The organism is Tsukamurella pseudospumae, assembly GCF_001575195.1.
GTDB lineage: Bacteria > Actinomycetota > Actinomycetes > Mycobacteriales > Mycobacteriaceae > Tsukamurella > Tsukamurella pseudospumae.
Genome location: NZ_LSRF01000023.1, coordinates 78,249 through 93,859, shown reverse-complemented (window position 1 = coordinate 93,859; position 15,611 = coordinate 78,249). Strand labels below are relative to the sequence as shown.

The 15,611-nt window shown below is 70.9% G+C and carries 17 protein-coding genes; 5 read left to right on the top strand and 12 right to left on the bottom strand.

Going from position 1 to position 15,611, the window contains the following annotated elements:
• Positions 1-51: 51 nt before the first annotated feature.
• The gene (locus AXK60_RS25790) at positions 52-483 is read left to right on the top strand and encodes a (deoxy)nucleoside triphosphate pyrophosphohydrolase (RefSeq protein WP_082777949.1); all 432 of its coding nucleotides are present in this window, start codon (positions 52-54) and stop codon (positions 481-483) included.
• Between the two features lie 18 nt (positions 484-501).
• On the opposite strand, the gene smc is transcribed toward AXK60_RS25790, so the two are convergent.
• Genes smc through AXK60_RS10315 form a run of 6 tightly spaced genes read right to left on the bottom strand, consistent with a single transcriptional unit; the run spans position 502 to position 7,317 of the window.
• Positions 502-4,086: a chromosome segregation protein SMC gene (smc, locus tag AXK60_RS10340; protein WP_068571058.1), complete on the bottom strand. Its 3,585-nt coding sequence runs from the start codon at positions 4,084-4,086 to the stop codon at positions 502-504.
• A gap of 25 nt (positions 4,087-4,111) precedes the next feature.
• Positions 4,112-4,561, bottom strand: coding sequence for a DUF350 domain-containing protein (locus tag AXK60_RS10335; protein WP_068571057.1), 450 nt, complete (start codon positions 4,559-4,561; stop codon positions 4,112-4,114).
• Positions 4,558-5,763, bottom strand: coding sequence for a glutathionylspermidine synthase family protein (locus tag AXK60_RS10330; RefSeq protein ID WP_068571056.1), 1,206 nt, complete (start codon positions 5,761-5,763; stop codon positions 4,558-4,560). Before AXK60_RS10330 ends, AXK60_RS10335 begins: the two co-directional genes overlap by 4 nt.
• Positions 5,763-6,590: a hypothetical protein gene (locus tag AXK60_RS10325; RefSeq protein WP_068571055.1), complete on the bottom strand. Its 828-nt coding sequence runs from the start codon at positions 6,588-6,590 to the stop codon at positions 5,763-5,765. Before AXK60_RS10325 ends, AXK60_RS10330 begins: the two co-directional genes overlap by 1 nt.
• A 3-nt stretch (positions 6,591-6,593) precedes the next feature.
• Entirely contained in the window at positions 6,594-6,875 is a 282-nt protein-coding gene (locus AXK60_RS10320; RefSeq protein WP_269451180.1) for an acylphosphatase, read from the bottom strand.
• Positions 6,876-6,879: 4 nt separating this feature from the next.
• Entirely contained in the window at positions 6,880-7,317 is a 438-nt protein-coding gene (locus AXK60_RS10315) for an OsmC family protein (RefSeq protein WP_068571054.1), read from the bottom strand.
• Between the two features lie 89 nt (positions 7,318-7,406).
• On the opposite strand from AXK60_RS10315, the gene AXK60_RS26360 reads away from it, so the two are divergent.
• The 3 genes from AXK60_RS26360 to arr are packed head-to-tail and all read left to right on the top strand — an operon-like array spanning position 7,407 to position 8,884.
• On the top strand, positions 7,407-7,928 hold the full coding sequence (locus AXK60_RS26360; protein ID WP_139057867.1) for a hypothetical protein: 522 nt from the start codon (positions 7,407-7,409) through the stop codon (positions 7,926-7,928).
• Positions 7,929-7,951: 23 nt separating this feature from the next.
• The gene (locus AXK60_RS26355; RefSeq protein ID WP_068571052.1) at positions 7,952-8,446 is read left to right on the top strand and encodes a DUF1648 domain-containing protein; all 495 of its coding nucleotides are present in this window, start codon (positions 7,952-7,954) and stop codon (positions 8,444-8,446) included.
• Between the two features lie 15 nt (positions 8,447-8,461).
• Positions 8,462-8,884, top strand: a complete 423-nt coding sequence (gene arr / locus AXK60_RS10300; protein WP_068571051.1) for an NAD(+)--rifampin ADP-ribosyltransferase — start codon at positions 8,462-8,464, stop codon at positions 8,882-8,884.
• 30 nt (positions 8,885-8,914) lie between these two features.
• On the opposite strand, the gene AXK60_RS10295 is transcribed toward arr, so the two are convergent.
• Both AXK60_RS10295 and AXK60_RS10290 read right to left on the bottom strand, forming a co-directional pair.
• Positions 8,915-9,613 carry an LGFP repeat-containing protein gene (locus AXK60_RS10295; RefSeq protein ID WP_068571050.1) on the bottom strand — a complete coding sequence of 233 codons (699 nt, stop codon included), beginning with the start codon at positions 9,611-9,613 and terminating at the stop codon, positions 8,915-8,917.
• Between the two features lie 135 nt (positions 9,614-9,748).
• A complete protein-coding gene (locus tag AXK60_RS10290) occupies positions 9,749-11,173 on the bottom strand; it encodes an aminotransferase-like domain-containing protein (RefSeq protein WP_068571049.1) in 1,425 nt (474 codons plus the stop codon).
• A 93-nt stretch (positions 11,174-11,266) separates the two neighbouring features.
• Here AXK60_RS10290 and AXK60_RS10285 point away from each other — a divergent pair, with 93 nt between their 5' ends.
• Positions 11,267-12,505: an aminotransferase class I/II-fold pyridoxal phosphate-dependent enzyme gene (locus AXK60_RS10285; RefSeq protein ID WP_068571048.1), complete on the top strand. Its 1,239-nt coding sequence runs from the start codon at positions 11,267-11,269 to the stop codon at positions 12,503-12,505.
• 27 nt (positions 12,506-12,532) lie between these two features.
• Here the strand turns inward: AXK60_RS10285 and mutM are convergent, their stop codons facing one another.
• From mutM to AXK60_RS10265, 4 genes are read right to left on the bottom strand one after another with little or no spacing between them, the layout of a single operon-like run.
• Positions 12,533-13,393 (bottom strand): bifunctional DNA-formamidopyrimidine glycosylase/DNA-(apurinic or apyrimidinic site) lyase, encoded by an 861-nt coding sequence (mutM, locus tag AXK60_RS10280; RefSeq protein ID WP_068571047.1) that lies wholly within the window; start codon positions 13,391-13,393, stop codon positions 12,533-12,535.
• On the bottom strand, positions 13,393-14,172 hold the full coding sequence (rnc, locus tag AXK60_RS10275; protein ID WP_068571046.1) for a ribonuclease III: 780 nt from the start codon (positions 14,170-14,172) through the stop codon (positions 13,393-13,395). Before rnc ends, mutM begins: the two co-directional genes overlap by 1 nt.
• Positions 14,169-14,753, bottom strand: coding sequence for a YceD family protein (locus AXK60_RS10270; protein ID WP_068571045.1), 585 nt, complete (start codon positions 14,751-14,753; stop codon positions 14,169-14,171). Before AXK60_RS10270 ends, rnc begins: the two co-directional genes overlap by 4 nt.
• 49 nt (positions 14,754-14,802) lie before the next feature.
• Entirely contained in the window at positions 14,803-15,603 is an 801-nt protein-coding gene (locus tag AXK60_RS10265; RefSeq protein ID WP_068571044.1) for a DivIVA domain-containing protein, read from the bottom strand.
• Positions 15,604-15,611 lie beyond the last annotated feature (8 nt).

The following is a 15,611-nucleotide window of genomic DNA, read 5'->3' as shown; positions in this document are numbered from 1 at the left end:
AGTCTGGCACCTCCCTCTGACAAGAATGGGCAAAGGTGTCAGAATCGCCGCATGCCTTCTGACGCTCCGAGACTCGTAGTCGGTGCGATCATCGTCGACGACCTGGATCAACCATCCCGCGTCCTCGCAGCACGACGAACGAGCCCGGCGTCACTCGCGGGCCTGTGGGAGTTCCCTGGAGGTAAGGCTGAGAGCGGCGAGACACCCGAAACCGCCCTCGTTCGTGAGATCGAAGAGGAACTCGAAGCGACCATCCAGGTCGGGCCCGAGGTGCCCCATGCGTCTGGCGCATGGCCAATCTCGGAGAAATACGAGATGCGTCTCTTTTTCGCCGCAGTCACTGACGGCGAACTGACCGCCGGAGACTCTCACGACCAGCTCCGCTGGCTAGCGCCGGCCAACCTCGACACCCTTGATTGGCTGCCTTCCGATACCGGAGCTATCGCCAGTATCCAGTCGCGACTCGCGTCCTGGACTCTTTAGCCCGGGTCGGCGCCATGCCTACACCGGAAGCGCGCCCAACTCCTGGCCACGGATCCGCTGGGAGATGACTTGGGTGATGCCGTCACCCCGCATCGATACGCCATACAACGCGTCGGCGACCTCCATCGTCGGCTTCTGGTGCGTGATCACGATCAGCTGACTCTTGTCCCGCAGCTGCTCGAACAACGAGATCAACCGCCGCAGGTTGGTGTCGTCCAGAGCCGCCTCGACCTCGTCCATCACGTAGAACGGAGACGGTCGGGCGCGGAAGATCGCGACCAGCATGGCGACGGCGGTCAGGGACTTCTCACCACCGGACAGGAGCGAGAGCCGCTTGACCTTCTTGCCCGGAGGCCGGGCCTCCACGTCGATGCCGGTCGCGAGCATGTCGGAGGGGTCGGTCAGGATCAGCCGACCCTCGCCGCCGGGGAACAGGGTCTCGAAGACGCCCACGAACTCGCGCTCCACGTCCAGCCACGCCTCGGTGAACACCTGCAGGATCTTGGCGTCCACCTCCTCGACCACGCTCAGCAGGTCCTCGCGGGCCGATTTCACGTCCTCGAGCTGCGTGGAGAGGAAGTTGTAGCGCTCCTCCAGCGCCGCGAACTCCTCCAGCGCCAGCGGATTCACCCGCCCCAGCGTCGCCAGGTCCTTCTCCGCGAGCTTGAGCCGCCGCTCCTGCGCCGCGCGCTCGAACGGCAGCCCCACCGGCTTCATCACGGTCTCGCCCCGCTCGCGCGCGGCCTCGTACTCCTCGAGCTCCAGAGACGACGGCGGCAGCGGGACGTCCGGCCCGTACTCCGCCACCAGATCGTCCGGCGCCATGCCGAACGACGACAGCACCTGCTCCTCGAGCTGCTCGATCCGCAGCGCCGCCTGCGCCCGCGCCACCTCGTCGCGATGCACGGCATCGGTCAACTGGGCCAACCGGGCGGCCAACGACGAGCTCTCCTGCCGAGCCACATCCAACGCCCCGGCACGCTCGGCCCGTGATGCCTCCAACGCATCACGGTGCGCCGCGGCCCGCCCGACAGCCCGCAGAAGCCGCGACGACACCAACGAGGCCCCCTCGGCGACCGACGCCGCAACCGCAGCCGCGGACAACCGCGAAGCAGCCGCCGCCTCCGCCCGCTCGCGCGCCGAACGCTCGGCCGCGGCGGCCCGTCGAAGCCCCTCGGCCTTGCCCCGCACGCCGGCCGCACGCTCCTCGGCCGTTCGCCGAGCGAGCCGGGCCTCCATCTCCACCGAACGCGCTGCGGCCAAAGCCGAAGCGGCAGCGTCACGCTCCTCGGTCCCCACGGTCACCGACTCGGACGGCAGCGCCTCCGCCAGCCGCAGCCGCTCCTCGTGCTCGACCAGTGCCGCCCGCGTCTCGTCCCGGGAGCCCTCGATCCGAGTTCGCTGCGCCACCAGACGCTCGGCCTCGTCGCGCGCGCTCCGCGCCGCCTGCCCCAGCCGCGCCAGCTGCTCGTAGATCGCGCCCAACTGCGCGTCCGACTCGTGCAGGGCCGCCAGCGCCGCCTCCGTCACCTCGCGCCGCGCGGTCAGCTCCTCCCGAGCACCCGCCAGCGCCGCCGACAACGACTCCACCGACCGCCGGGTCTCCCCCAGCGACGACTCCGCCGTGTCGATCGACTTCTGCACCTCCAGCGTCGACTGCCGCGCCGCGGAACCGCCGGTCAGCACCCCGTGGGAGATCACGTCACCGTCGGACGTGACGGCCCGCAGCTCGGGCCGCTCCGCGACCACTGCCACTGCCTCCGGAACGGACCCGACGAGCACGCATCCGGCCAGCGCCGCCGTCACCGCCCCCGCCAGCGACGACGGTGCCTCCACACAGTCAGCCGCCCAGACGGCACCGTCGGGCAGGGGGCCGCCCGGCAACGAGCCCGACGCGAGCCCCTCGACGACGACCGTCGCCCGTCCGCTGTCCGCGTCGCGCAGCGCGGAAATGGCCGAAACGGCCAGATTCCGAGAGTCCGCCGCCACGGCCTCGGCCACAGGCCCCAGCGCCACCGCGACGGCCTTCTCGTACCCGGCTCTGATCGCGAGCCGCGAGGCGACGGCAGCGGTCACGCCGTCCACGTGCTCGACGACCCAGGCGGCACCGTCGCCCCGGTCCAGATTCATCGACAGCGCCTCGATGCGTGCGGCGAGCGAGGCGACCTTCTGCTCCGCTTCGCGCTCCGAGGCCTGCAGCTCCTCGACCCGCGCGGTCGCGGCGTTGAAGGCCGCAACGCTGCGCTCGTGGTGCTCGTCGAGCGACGCCTCCGAGGCGTCGAGCTCGGCGATCTGCCCCTGGACCTGCTCGAACTCGGACTCGGCGGCCTCGGCGCGCTCCACGGCCTCGGCGATGGCCGACGTCAGCCGGCCGGACTCGGCCTCGACGGATTCCGCCCGGGTCCGCAGGGTCTCCACCTGGCCGGCGAGTCGCGCCAACCCTTCCCGACGGTCCGCGATGGCCGCGACCGCGGCCATGTGCGCCTTCTCGGCCTCCCGGGCCGACTCCTCGCGCTCGGCGAGCTCGTCGGTGGCGCCCTCGAGGATCATGGCGGCCTCTTCGAGGGCCTCCATGAGCTCGGCCTCCTCCTCGGCGACGCGCTCGGCCTCGGCTTCGAGCTCGTCCGGGTCCCGGCCCGGGGCGTGCTGCACGGGCTCGGACAGCAGGCGGGCGCGTTCGGAGGCGATGCGGCCCGTCGACGAGACGCGTTCGGCGAGCGCCGAGAGCGAGAACCAGCCCTCGCCCGCGGCCTTCACCGCCGGATCGAGCGTGGCCACGGCCTCGGAGTGCGACGTGACCAGCGCGTTCGCCTCGTCCAGCTGTTCGGCGACGAGGTTCTGCTCCTCGCGCACCGCGGCCTCGTTGCCGCTCTGGTCGGCGAGTTCGGCGCGACGTCGCACCAGGTCGTCCGCGGCCAGGCGGAGCCGTGAGTCGCGGAGGTCGGCCTGGATGGTCTGCGCCCGCCGCGCGACCTCGGCCTGCCGCCCCAGGGGCTTGAGCTGGCGGCGCAGCTCCGTCGTCAGGTCGGTGAGTCGGGCGAGGTTGGCCTGCATCGAGTCGAGCTTGCGGACCGCCTTCTCCTTGCGGCGCCGGTGCTTGAGAACCCCGGCCGCCTCCTCGATGAAGGCGCGACGCTCCTCGGGCTTCGACTCGAGGATCGCGGCGAGCTGGCCCTGCCCGACGATGACGTGCATCTCGCGGCCGATGCCGCTGTCCGAGAGCAGTTCCTGCACGTCCATGAGCCGGCACTTGGTGCCGTTGATCTCGTACTCACCGGCGCCGTCGCGGAACATGCGCCGCGTGATGGAGACCTCGGAGTAGTCGATGGGCAGCGCACCGTCGGAGTTGTCGATGGTGAGCGTGACCTCCGCGCGGCCCAGGGGCGCCCGGCCGGAGGTGCCGGCGAAGATGACGTCCTCCATCTTGCCGCCGCGCAGCCCCTTGGCGCCCTGCTCGCCCATCACCCAGCGCAGCGCGTCCAGGATGTTCGACTTGCCCGAGCCGTTGGGCCCGACGACGCAGGTGATGCCCGGTTCGAGGCGAAGAGTCGTCGCCGAAGCGAAGGACTTGAAGCCCTTCAACGTCAGCGACTTGAGATACACGAAACGCCAGTTTAGGCGGTGCCCGTCAGAGGACCGCCATCGCCACGATCAGACCGAGGGCGATGTGGCACGCGCCGATCACCCGGGCCTGCGGGAGGAACACCTCGGAGTACATGAGCTCCTCCATGTCCACGCCCGTGACCAGGTCCAACACGCGCACGGACACGATCTGGGCGATGATGCCGACGAGGCCGTAGACCACCGCGTAGGTCACGCCCTCCGCCAGCCGTCCGCCCGCGGCGTAGATCGCGACCACGATGATGAAGGCCATCGACAGCATGCCGGCCGCGGTCACGTAGGTGGCGTTGGGTTTGCCCGCCTTGACGAGCTCGCGGAGCTTGCCGGGCGTGGACAGGTCGACGGCGTAGAAGCCGGCGACCATCAGCACGAGGCCCACGAGGGCGTACAGGCAGATCGCGCCGACGCCCTTACCCAGGGTGCCCATGTCCGCGGCGGCGAGGAAGGTCGTGTTCATGATGCGGTCGTACCTTTCGGAGTGATGCGGTGCGGGATGAAGGCGGCACCGTCGTCGGTGATGAGGCCGGAGGTCTCGCGGATGCCGATGCCGGCGGACTCGTCACCGACGACCCACGCCCCGATCACGGGACGGTAGCCGTCGAACTCGGGCAACGGGTCGAACATCTGGTACACGTAGCCCTCGGCGCCGTAGACGCCGCCGGTGGCCGTCTCCCGACCGCTGTCCACGATCGTGAGGTTCGCGCCCTCCCGCCCGAGCTTCGGCTTCTTCACGTACTCGGTGAGGAAGCCGGGGCTGTCGATGAAGGCGGGCAACAGGTTCGGGTGGTCGGGGTACATCTCCCACAGCACCGCGAGGATCGCCTTGTTGGAGAGGATCGTCTTCCACAGCGGCTCGATCCACGTGGTGGCGGGGATCGATTCGACGACCCGCTTGCCGAAGTCGTCCTCGAGGATCCACTCCCACGGGTACAGCTTGAACACCGAATGGATCGGCGCGTCCTCGAGATCGACGAAGGTCTTCAGGTCGTGGTCCCAGCCGATGTCCTCGATGGGCAGCCCGACGGTGTCGAAGCCCGCCTCGGCGGCCGTCTCCTGCAGGTAGCCGGTGGTCACGTGGTCCTCGCCCGTCGCGTCGGCGCCGGACCAGGTGAAGTGCAGCTCCGACGCCGGGATGACATTGCGGATCTCGCCCCAGCGCGCGACGAGCGCCTCGTGCAGCGAGTTCCACTGGTCGTAGCCGCCCTCGTCCCAGGAGCGCTTATCCGGCGCGGTGTCCTGGAACCAGTACCACTGCACCACAGCGGCTTCCAGCAGGGAGGTGGGCGTATCGGCGTTGTACTCCAACAGTTTCGCGGGCCGCCGGCCGTCGTAGCGCAGGTCGAACCGTCCGTAGACGTGCGGGTCCTGCCGCTTCCACGACTCCTCGATCGGGCCCCACGCCCACTCGGGGATGCCGAAATCGGCGTACCGCTCGGTGAGGATCACGTTCTCGATGGCCTTGAGGCACATCGAATGCAGCACCTCCACCTGCGCCTCGAGGGCGAGCACCTCGTCCATGTCGAACTCGTAGAACACGGACTCGTCCCAGTAGTTCCGGCTGTCGCCGGCCCCGTCGCGCGCCGGGGTGCCGAACACCAGGCCCTGCGATTCGACGGTCCGCTGCCAGCCCTCGCGGGGCGTTCCGCGCATGCGCCGCATCAGGAACCGCTCGATCCGGAGCCGCCCTTGGAGCTCCCGCCCTTGCTGGAGGTGCCCAGGCCGCCGCGATCGATGTTCTTGCCGCTCGAGCCGCTGTTGCTGCCCGCGTTGGTGTTTCCAGACCCGCCCTTGTTGCTCGTGCCCTTCGATCCGGCGGCGGGCGGCGCGGGCTTGCTCGCCGCGTTGGTCTGGCCGTTGGTGCCGAAGGAGGTGGTCTTGGCCGGGTCGATCGCCGACCCCGACGAGGTCCGGAACGCGGTGTTGGCGGGCCGGTCGTAGCTGCCGCCGGTGAGGCGGCCGTTGTTGACGGTGCCGCCGTAGTTGTACCGATAGCTCAGGCCGTTGAGCAGGATGAACCCGGTCACCGGGTTGTACGTGCCGCGCGAGCAGTAGTCGTCGGAGACCACCTGCTGCCCGTCCACCGTGCAGTACGCCGTCTGCGTGCTGACGTTGCGCGCACCGTCGTTGTCCGGAATGGCGACGTAGAGCAGGGCGATCGCACCGACCACACCCACGCCGACGCCCGCGCCGATCATCTGCTTGCGGCGCCGGCTCTTCTTCGCGGCCGCGGCGGCGGCCTCCGCGGCCTCGCGCTCCTGGTCCTCGGCACGCTGGCGCTGCGCGCGCTGCCGGGCGCGGGCCTCGGCCACCGTCTCCGGGCGTGCCTGCGTGTTCTCGTCCTGCTCGCGCATCCGGCCCGGTCGCCGCGGAGCGTCACCGGTGTCCGGCAGGTGCAGTTCGGGCGGCATGCCCGGCACGGGAAGGTGGTTCGACTCCGGCCCGGGGATGAAACCCGCGGGACGGTTCTCAGGAACGGGCGGCTGCATGCCTCACCTCTCCTCGAACGACGGGAGCCCGCCGCGTGCGGGCCCGAACAGTTCCACGACCAGGTCGACCCTGCCCGGTGTGTGCCCCGACCAGAGGCGCTGCAGCAGAGTGTCGCACGCCGGGCGGCCGCCCTCGACCACGACCCGCACGCGACCGTCCGGCTGATTGGCCGCGTAGCCGAGCAGGCCGAGTTCCAGAGCCTGGGTCTTGGTCCAGTAGCGGAAGCCGACGCCCTGCACGCTGCCGTGGACCCACGCCGTCATCCGCGCCTGCTCGTCGGTCACCGAGTCAGTCCGTGGTGATGTCGAGGTTGACGACGGTGCCGGCCTTGAGCGTGCGGCCCACGGTGCAGACCTGATCGATCGCACGGCGCGCGATCGTGACCAGGCGCTCCCGCGCGGCCTCGTCGAGCTCGGACAGGTCCAGCTCCAGGATCTCGTTGAGCTCGGGGTAGACCTCGTTCTCCCGGTCCGCGTCACCGGAGACCCGGACGACCGCGTCGTAGTCCTCGCCGAGCCGGCGGGCGAGCACGTGGTCCGTGGACATGCCGCTGCACGCCGCGAGCGCGATCTTGAGCAGCTCGCCGGGGGTGAACACGCCCTCGACGTCCACCGAACCGACCAGCACCTCCGCACCGCGCGAACTGCGACCCGTGTACCGGCGCACGCCGGTGCGCTCGACCCAGAGTTCCGTGGACGGTGCCTGCGCGTTCGTATCGTCGGCCATGCGACCAATCTACGGCAGATCCGGGCATCTCGACCGCATCCGGTTCCCGCGCCCGGTGCCGTTCACCGAACGCGCGTACCGTGCGGATCATGCGGGCCCGCCAGTGGATCTTCGTCGTCGCCGTTCTCGCGTGCGCGGCCGCTCTGGCCTGGGCGGCCGCGTCCGGTCCGGACCCGTTCCCCACCCACACGGGGCTGGGCGGCCGGGCCGACAGTTGGCGGCCGCGGGGGTCCGCGGTCGTCGAGCTCGCGCTCGTCACCGGCGGCCTCGCCGTCCTCTTCGCCTGCCTGTCGTACGTCGCGCCGCGGCTGCCGGCGTCATTGGTGAACACCCCGCGCCGCGACTACTGGCTGACGGACGCGCACCGTCCGGCGTTCTCGCGGATCATCGCGGACTTCTTCCTCCTGATCGGCAGCGTCGTCCTGTTCCTCGGCGCGGCGTCCACCGCCCTGTCCGTGATCGACGCGCGCGAGAGCGCCGCCCGGTCGGCTCTGCTGGTGCTGTTCGTCCTGACGGTCGCCGCTTCGGTGATCCACCTGTTCTGGACGCTGTCGCATCCGCCGCGCTCCCCCGCCGTCAGGCCCCGTCGCGCCGCTCCCCACCCCAGGTAGTTCGCAGCAGTAACCTTGCAATCATGAGACCTCGATGGTGGATCCTCGTCGGCTCACTGATCCTGTGCGCGGCGGCCCTGGCGTGGGCGGCATCGTCGGGCCCCGATCCGTTCCCGACGCACTGGGGCCTGAACGGCGCGGGCGATTCGTTCTCGCCCCGCGGCAGGGCGCTGGCGATCAACGCGGCCGGAGCGGCCGGGGTCGCGGTGCTGTTCGCCCTGCTGGCGAAGTTCGTATCGGCGATCCCCGATGCGATGATCAACCTCCCACCGGGCACCCGGGCCTACTGGCTCGATGCCGAGCACCGCGCGGAGTTCGACGCTCTTCTGCAGCGTTGGCTGCTCATGATCGGCTCCGGAGTGCTACTCCTCCTGACCATCACGATCGCGGGGGCGATCCTCGGTTCAGGATCGAATCCCGTTCTGGCCGTGGCCGTGTGGGTCTTCCTCGCACTGATCCTCGCGGGCGTCGTGCACCTGATCCGAACGCTCGTCACGGCGCCGAAGCGCGCGGCGTAGCGCTACGCTGGGCGAATGAGTCAGGCGCCGGGCGAGGGCCCGTTCTTCCACGGAACCACCGCCGAACTCCGGCCCGGGGACCTCCTCCGCGCGGGGTTCCGCTCCAACTACAACCCGGACGTGGTCATGAACCACATCTACTTCACGGCCCTGCGGGACGGTGCGGGTCTGGGTGCCGAGCTCGCTGCGGAACTCAAGGCCGACGGTGCCGCCCCGCACGTCTACGAGGTCGAGCCGACGGGTGCGTTCGAGGACGACCCGAACGTCACCGACAAGAAGTTCCCGGGCAACCCCACCCGCTCGTTCCGCAGCACGGAGCCGCTGCGCGTCGTCGCCGAGGTCCACGACTGGACCCGGCTGACGCCCGAGGCCCTGCGGATGTGGCGCGACACCATCGTCTCCAAGGCCCCCGCCGACCGCGGCGAGATCATCAACTGAGCGCCGCGCGGGGTCCGGTCGTGGCCGGGCTTACAGCCCCGCGGGCACGACCTTGCCGTTGACGGTGACCTCGACCTTGCCGGTCTGGGGGTTGAAGGTGATCTTGCCGTGCTCGAAGGTGGTCTGCTTGACCGATCCGACGGTGGTCTCGTCGCTCGTCACGGCGCCGAGCGGGCCGGCGGAGCCGTTCGCGCCGCCCACCTTCTGGGGCTTGCCCTCGGCGTCGCGCTCAATGTTCCAGGCGTCGCGGATCTTGCCCCAGGTGATGTAGGCGGGGGTTCCGGCGTCGGCGTTCTTAGCCGTGATCACGCCGCCCTTGAACTGTTGGAAGATCACACCGCTGTCGCGGGTGCCGGCGTTGTGCGAGCCCATCAGCACCGGGCCGAGCCCCTTGCGTTGGGCCTCGGTCGCGGACGCGTACTTGACGGCGATCGGGCCCGTCAGCTTCACCTCGCTGCCGTCGGTGCCCTTGGCCGTGACCGTGCCCGACGGCTTGGCCGCCGTGGACGACCGCGCCGCGGACGATCCCGACGATGCGGGGCGCGACGCGGAGGCGCCGGCGGACGATGAGGATCCCGCCGTGGTGGTCGACGCAGCTGCGGATGCGGTGGTCGTCGATGCGACGTCCTTGGTGTCCGCGGTGCTGCTGCATCCCGCGGCGATGAACAGGGCCGCGGTCAGTGCCACTGCGGCGCCGACGGCGCGCCGATCTGCGAATCTCGTGCTCATGAGGTCGTGTTCAGTCCCTACCGCGGCACGATCGGCCGCTCGTTCGAACATTCGGCGTCCACGACTCTAGCGACGCAGGCAGTGCTCCACCGGGCGACTGCGGAATCCGTTGCGCGTCATCGTGAACGACCCGCCTCATCGCGTGGGAAGGGCCAGGCCGGTCAGCACCTCCCGGAGCGATGCGCCGAACGCATCGGCATCGCGACCGTGGAGCCTCGCATAGCTGAGTACCAGCCCCGGGACCGGTTCCGCCGCACACTGGCTGCTCAACGATCGCGTGCGCCAATCCCGTTCGCTGAGCGCTCCGACCACCGCCTCGTCGTCATGCCCGGGCAGCAGCACGCACAGGTGCAGCCCCGCCTCCACACCGGTCACCACGAGTTCGGGGCAGTGCTCGCCGAGCACCGTCACCAGCCGCATCCGGCGGTCGCTGTACACGCGGGCCGCGCGCGCCAGGTGCCGATCCATCGCGCCGGTGCGGATGTACTCCCCCAGCGCGTCGGCGGGCAGCGCCGACGGTCCGCGTCGGTGGACCGCCAGCCAGCGCTCCACGGGCCTGCGCAGTCCGGCCGGCGGCACGCACCAGGCGACCCGCAGGTCCGGTGCCAGCGACTTCGACGAGGTCCCCACGTACGCCACGTGATCGGCCGCGCCGGGAAGCGTCACCAGTGCCGGCAGCGGGGCGACGCCGTAGCGGAACTCGCCGTCGTAGTCGTCCTCGATGACGAGCGACCCCGTCCGGCCGGCCCACTCCGCCAATGCGACGCGGCGCTCGACGCTCATCCGGTGGCCCAGCGGGTACTGGTGCGCGGGCGTGGTGAAGACGATCGCGGGGTCGTCGCCGAGCGCCGCAGTCGACAGCCCGTCGGGATCGGCGGCGTGGAATCTCACGTCGAGGCCCTGGTCACGGGCCATGAGCAGCGCGCCGCGGTACCCGGGATCCTCTATGTGCACCACCGCGGACCGACCCGGCGAGGCGTCGACGAATGCCGCGTACAGCGCGGCGACCGCGGACCGCGAGCTGTCGAAGAGCAGCGGCTGCGCGTCGGCGATGCCGCGATGCCGTCGCAGGTGCCCGGACAGCGCGGCCACCAGCGTGGGACTGGGCTCCTCCCACGGATTCACGCCGGCCATCCCACCCGCCGCCGCCCGAACCGCGCGCCGCCATGCCCGCTCGTCGATCAGCGCCGCGTCGGGGATGCCCGGCCGGAGGTCGCGCGGGGAGCGCCCCTGCCGCGGAGCGGGGTCGGGCGTCGACGGCGTGGGCGCGACACCGCGGGTCCGCGCCCCGGCGCGCGCGGCGACGGCGGCACCGTCGCTGATCCGCGTGCCCGAGCCGTGCTGGGCGACGATGAATCCTGCCGCGGCGAGCTCGTCGAACGCCCGCACGACGGTGCCCCGCGAGACGCCGGCCTGCTCGGCGAGGGCGCGGCTCGACGGGAGCCGGTCACCGTCGGACAGTGCGCCGTCCGCGATCCGCTGGACGATCGCCCCCACCAGCTCGGTCGCGCCGGCGATCTCGCCCAGGACGAGGGAGCCGGAGGCGGCGGTGCGAGTCATGGGGGAAGTGTAGGCCGCTCGCGACGAAGTGGTCCTGCCGAATCGACGAAAGTGGAGCTTCTCATCGGTCCGCATAGACGATGGGATGGACCCATGACGATCTACCGGCAGTCCGACCGCCTCCGCGACGTGCGCTACGACGTGCGGGGCCCGATCCTGACCGAGGCGATGCGCCTCGAGCGCGAGGGACACGACGTGCTCCGCCTCAACCTCGGCAACATGCGGCCCTTCGGCCTCGACGCGCGGCCGGAGATCGTCGACGCGGTGGCCGCCAATCTCGGCGCCGCGCAGGCGTACTCCGATTCGCGTGGCATCGCTCCGGCCCGCGAGGCGGTCGCCGAGCACTACCGGCGGTGCGGCATCGAGGCGGCCTCCGCGGAGCACGTCTTCCTCGGCAACGGCGTCAGCGAGCTCATCACGCTCACGCTGCAGGCGTTCGTGAACCCCGGCGACGAGATCCTGGTGCCTGCACCCGACTACCCGACGTGGACGGGCGCCGTGAACCTCACCGGCGGCGTCCCCGTGCATTACGCGGCCGACGAGGCGAACGGCTGGAACCCGTCGATCGAGGACATCGAGTCCAAGGTGACGCCGCGGACCACCGCGCTGGTGATGATCAACCCCAACAACCCGACCGGCGCCGTGTACAGCGAGGAGACGGTGCGCGGGATGGCCGATGTCGCGCGGCGGCACGGCCTCGTCCTGCTCAGCGACGAGATCTACGAGGAACTGGTCTTCGGGGGCGCCCGGCATCATCACGCGGCCCGCGCGGCCGGCGACGACGTGCTGTGCCTGACCTTCGGCGGGCTGTCGAAGGCGTACCGGGTGTGCGGCTACCGTGCCGGCTGGGTCATGGCGACGGGCGCACTCTCCCAGGCCGCCGACCTGCTGGAGGGCATCACACTGCTGTCCAACATGCGGGTCTGCCCGAACGTGGCGGGCCAGTACGCGATCCCGCTCGCGCTGGAGGCCGGGCGACCCGGTTCTCCCCTGTCCGGCGACATCGTGGATCCGGGCGGCGTGCTGGCGCGGCAGCTCGCGGTCACGGCCGACGCGCTCAACGCCATCCCCGGTGTCAGCTGCGTTCCGCCGCGCGGCGCGCTGTACTGCTTCCCGCGGCTGGATCGCGAGATGTTCGGCATCGACGACGACGAGGAGTTCGTCCTCGACCTCCTGCGCACCGAGCACATCCTCGTGACGCACGGGACCGGATTCAATTGGCCCGAGCCCGACCACTTCCGGATCGTCTGCCTGCCCGAGGTATCGATCCTCGAGCGCGCCGTCTCCTCGATCGGCGACTACCTCGATCGCCGGCGGCGCATGGCCGCGTGACGACTACCCGGTGCGCTCGCGGCGCGACTACCCCCGTGGCTGCGGTTGGCACTTCGGGCAGAAGTGCGAGCCCCGGTTCATGAAGGACTCGCGCCGCATGATCGTCCCGCATCGTCGGCAAGGATCACCGTCGCGCCCGTAGGCGTCGAGGCTGCGCGAGAAGTACCCGGACTGCCCGTTGACGTTCACGTACAGCGAGTCGAAGCTGGTGCCGCCCTGATCCAGCGCGGACCGCATGACGTCGGTGGCGTCGTCGATCAGCCGGCCGAGCGCGGGCTTCGTCAGGGCCGAGGCGCGCCGCCGGCCGTGGATGCCGGAGCGCCACAGGGCCTCGTCGGCGTAGATGTTGCCCACGCCGGAGATCACGGTCTGGTCCAGCAGGACCCGCTTGATCTCGGTGTCCTTGGACTTCATCCGCCGGACCACGGCATCGCGATCGAACAAGGGGTCCAAGGGATCCCGGGCGATGTGCGCCACCGATTCCGGGACGAGCGTGCCGGCGACCTCGACGAGCGGGTCCACCGCCCAGCCGCCGAAGGTGCGCTGATCGACGAAGCGGAGCACGGCACCGTCGGAAAGCCCGGCCCGGATGCGCAGGTGCCGGTCGTCGCCCGGACCCACCAGCATCTGCCCGCTCATCCCCAGGTGCACCACGATCGCGGCGTCCGCGGAATCGCCACCCCGCGTCAGGGGCAACCACAGGAACTTCCCGCGCCGCTGCGCGGATTCGACGGCGGCGCCGGTGATCTGGCCGATCATGTCGGCCTCGCCCGCGGCGTGCCGACGCGCGGCCCGCGGGTGCAGGACCTCGACGGAGGTGACCCCGCGACCCACCAGGTGATCGACGAGGCCGCGCCGGACGACCTCGACCTCGGGAAGCTCGGGCATCAGGCCGACTCGGGTGCGGGCTCCGCAGCGACCGTGCCGGCTTCCGCAGCCGATGAGTCGGAGTCGTCCTCGTCCAAGGACTTCCACGCTGCAGCGGCGGCCCGCTGCTCGGCTTCCTTCTTGGTGCGCCCCACGCCCTCACCGAGGTCGTGCTCGTCGACCACCGCCACGGCGGTGAACTCCTTGTCGTGGTCGGGCCCCGTCGAGCTGACCCGGTACGCGGGCGCACCCAGGTCCCGCTCGGCGGTGAGCTCCTGCAGCGAGGTCTTCCAGTCCAGGCCGGCACCCATCGACGACGACGCCGTCAGCAGCGGCAGGAACAGGCGCAGGACCACCTCGCGCGCGACGTCGATGCCGTGCTCGATGTGCACGGCGCCGAGCAGCGCCTCCGTCCCGTCGGCGAGGATCGAATCCTTGTCGCGACCGCCGGTGAGCTCCTCACCGCGGCCGAGGAACAGGTGCGCGCCGAGGCCGCCCTCCCCCAGCCCGCGAGCGACGCGCGCCAGGGCGTGCATGTTGACGACGCTGGCGCGGATCTTCGCGAGCTCGCCCTCGGGCTTGTCGGGATGGGTCACGTAGAGCCACTCGGTCACCGAGATCCCCAGCACGCTGTCGCCCAGGAACTCCAGCCGCTCGTTGGTCGGCAGGCCGCCCGCCTCGTACGCGTAGGACCGGTGCGTGAGGGCGAGCGTGAGCAGGTCCTCCTCAAGGCCGACGCCCAGTGCTTCCAGCAGCGGGGCGCGGTCCGTGGCGGGCGGCGCGGGGAGGCGCTTGCTCACTTGTCGTCGGCCTCGCCCTCGGCGGCCGAGGAGAACTGGGCGAGCTTCGCCCAGCGGGGATCGAGCTGCTCGTGCGCGTGGTCGGCCGGGAGATCCGCCAGCCGCTCGCCGCACACCTGGCACAGGCCCCGGCAGTCCGGGGAGCAGGTGGGATCGAGGTTCAGTTCCATCCCGACGGCGTCGATGATGGCCTGCTCGAGGTCGATCAGATCGTCGTCGATGCGGTACATCTCGTCGTCGTCCGTGGTCTTCGCCGTCTCGCTGTCCGGGTAGGCGTACAGCTCGGTGAGGAACAGGTTCAGGGCGCCGGACACCTCGCCCAGGCAGCGCGCGCACTGCCCCGTCGTGTCGGCGCTCACGGTGCCGGTCACGAGGACGCCCTCGGACACGGCTTGGACCTGCAGGTCGAGGTCGATCTCCTCGCCGGCCTCGATGCCGACCAGGTCGACACCGATGCGCTCGGGGGCGGCCACGGTGCGGTGCACCTGCGCTGAGGTGCCCGGACGACGACCGAAGGCTCGGACGTCGAGGACGTACGGCTTGCCGGCCGGCTGGCGCACGGCGGCACTGGTTTCGTTCACAACAAACCTCGGAAAGTGTCGGGGGTCGAGCCAAACACCCGATTGTACGTCAAGAAGCCCGGTGCGTATCCGCGCGCGACTCGGCGAACTCCTCGAGGTAGCCGTCGGCGGCGCCGTGGTCGCTGTAGTCGTGCACGCCGGCGGCGGTGCGCAGCTGCTGACGGCCGCGGTTCACCGAGCGCATGGTGGCCCCGAGGACCTCCTCGAACTGTGCGAGCTTGGTGTCGACGTACACGTCGCACTCGCCGCGGAGACGGTCCGATTCGGCATGGGCCGCGTCGATGATCCGATCCGACTCGCCCTTGGCTGCGGCTACGACCTCGGTGTCCGAGACCAGGCGCTCCTGCTCGGCGATGCCCTCGGCCACCGAGCGCTGGTAGGCGGCGTTGCCGTCGGCCACGACGCGCTCGGCCTCGGACCGCGCGCGGCCGGTGACGGCCTCGTACTCGCGCTGGGCGCCCCGTCGGACCCGCTCGTCCTCGGCGCGGGCCTCGGCGACCAGCCCCGTGGCGTGCTGGTGCGCCTCGGCCACCATGCGGTCGGCCTGGGCCTTCGCGTCGGCCAGCAGGCGGTCCGCCTCGGCGCGCGAGCGGCTCAGCGTGGCGTCCGCCTCGGAGTTCGCCTGCGTCACTGTCGTGTCGTAGTGAGTGCGCGCCTCGCTGATCAGGCGATCCTTCTGGTCGAGCACGTCCTGCGCGTCGTCCAGATCGGCCGGGAAGGCGTCGCGGATGTCGTCGAGGAGCTCGAGCACATCCCCGCGGGGCACGAGGCATCCGGCGGTCATGGGGACGCTGCGCGCCTCCTCCAGGATGGCGCCCAGCTCGTCCAGTGCTTCGAATACGCGGTACATACACCCAT

Bases quoted from the DNA above. Each gene is read 5' to 3' on its own strand.
- mutM (WP_068571047.1), bottom strand. From the start codon at position 13,393: ATGCCCGAGCTTCCCGAGGTCGAGGTCGTCCGGCGCGGCCTCGTCGAT.
- AXK60_RS10265 (WP_068571044.1), bottom strand. From the start codon at position 15,603: ATGTACCGCGTATTCGAAGCACTGGACGAGCTGGGCGCCATCCTGGAG.
- AXK60_RS10315 (WP_068571054.1), bottom strand. From the start codon at position 7,317: ATGGCCGACGATACGAACGCGCAGGCACCGTCCACGGAACTCTGGGTC.
- AXK60_RS26360 (WP_139057867.1), top strand. From the start codon at position 7,407: ATGCGGGCCCGCCAGTGGATCTTCGTCGTCGCCGTTCTCGCGTGCGCG.
- AXK60_RS10285 (WP_068571048.1), top strand. From the start codon at position 11,267: ATGACGATCTACCGGCAGTCCGACCGCCTCCGCGACGTGCGCTACGAC.
- AXK60_RS10325 (WP_068571055.1), bottom strand. From the start codon at position 6,590: ATGCAGCCGCCCGTTCCTGAGAACCGTCCCGCGGGTTTCATCCCCGGG.
- AXK60_RS10295 (WP_068571050.1), bottom strand. From the start codon at position 9,613: ATGAGCACGAGATTCGCAGATCGGCGCGCCGTCGGCGCCGCAGTGGCA.
- AXK60_RS25790 (WP_082777949.1), top strand. From the start codon at position 52: ATGCCTTCTGACGCTCCGAGACTCGTAGTCGGTGCGATCATCGTCGAC.
- AXK60_RS26355 (WP_068571052.1), top strand. From the start codon at position 7,952: ATGAGACCTCGATGGTGGATCCTCGTCGGCTCACTGATCCTGTGCGCG.
- AXK60_RS10290 (WP_068571049.1), bottom strand. From the start codon at position 11,173: ATGACTCGCACCGCCGCCTCCGGCTCCCTCGTCCTGGGCGAGATCGCC.
- arr (WP_068571051.1), top strand. From the start codon at position 8,462: ATGAGTCAGGCGCCGGGCGAGGGCCCGTTCTTCCACGGAACCACCGCC.
- AXK60_RS10330 (WP_068571056.1), bottom strand. From the start codon at position 5,763: ATGCGGCGCATGCGCGGAACGCCCCGCGAGGGCTGGCAGCGGACCGTC.
- AXK60_RS10335 (WP_068571057.1), bottom strand. From the start codon at position 4,561: ATGAACACGACCTTCCTCGCCGCCGCGGACATGGGCACCCTGGGTAAG.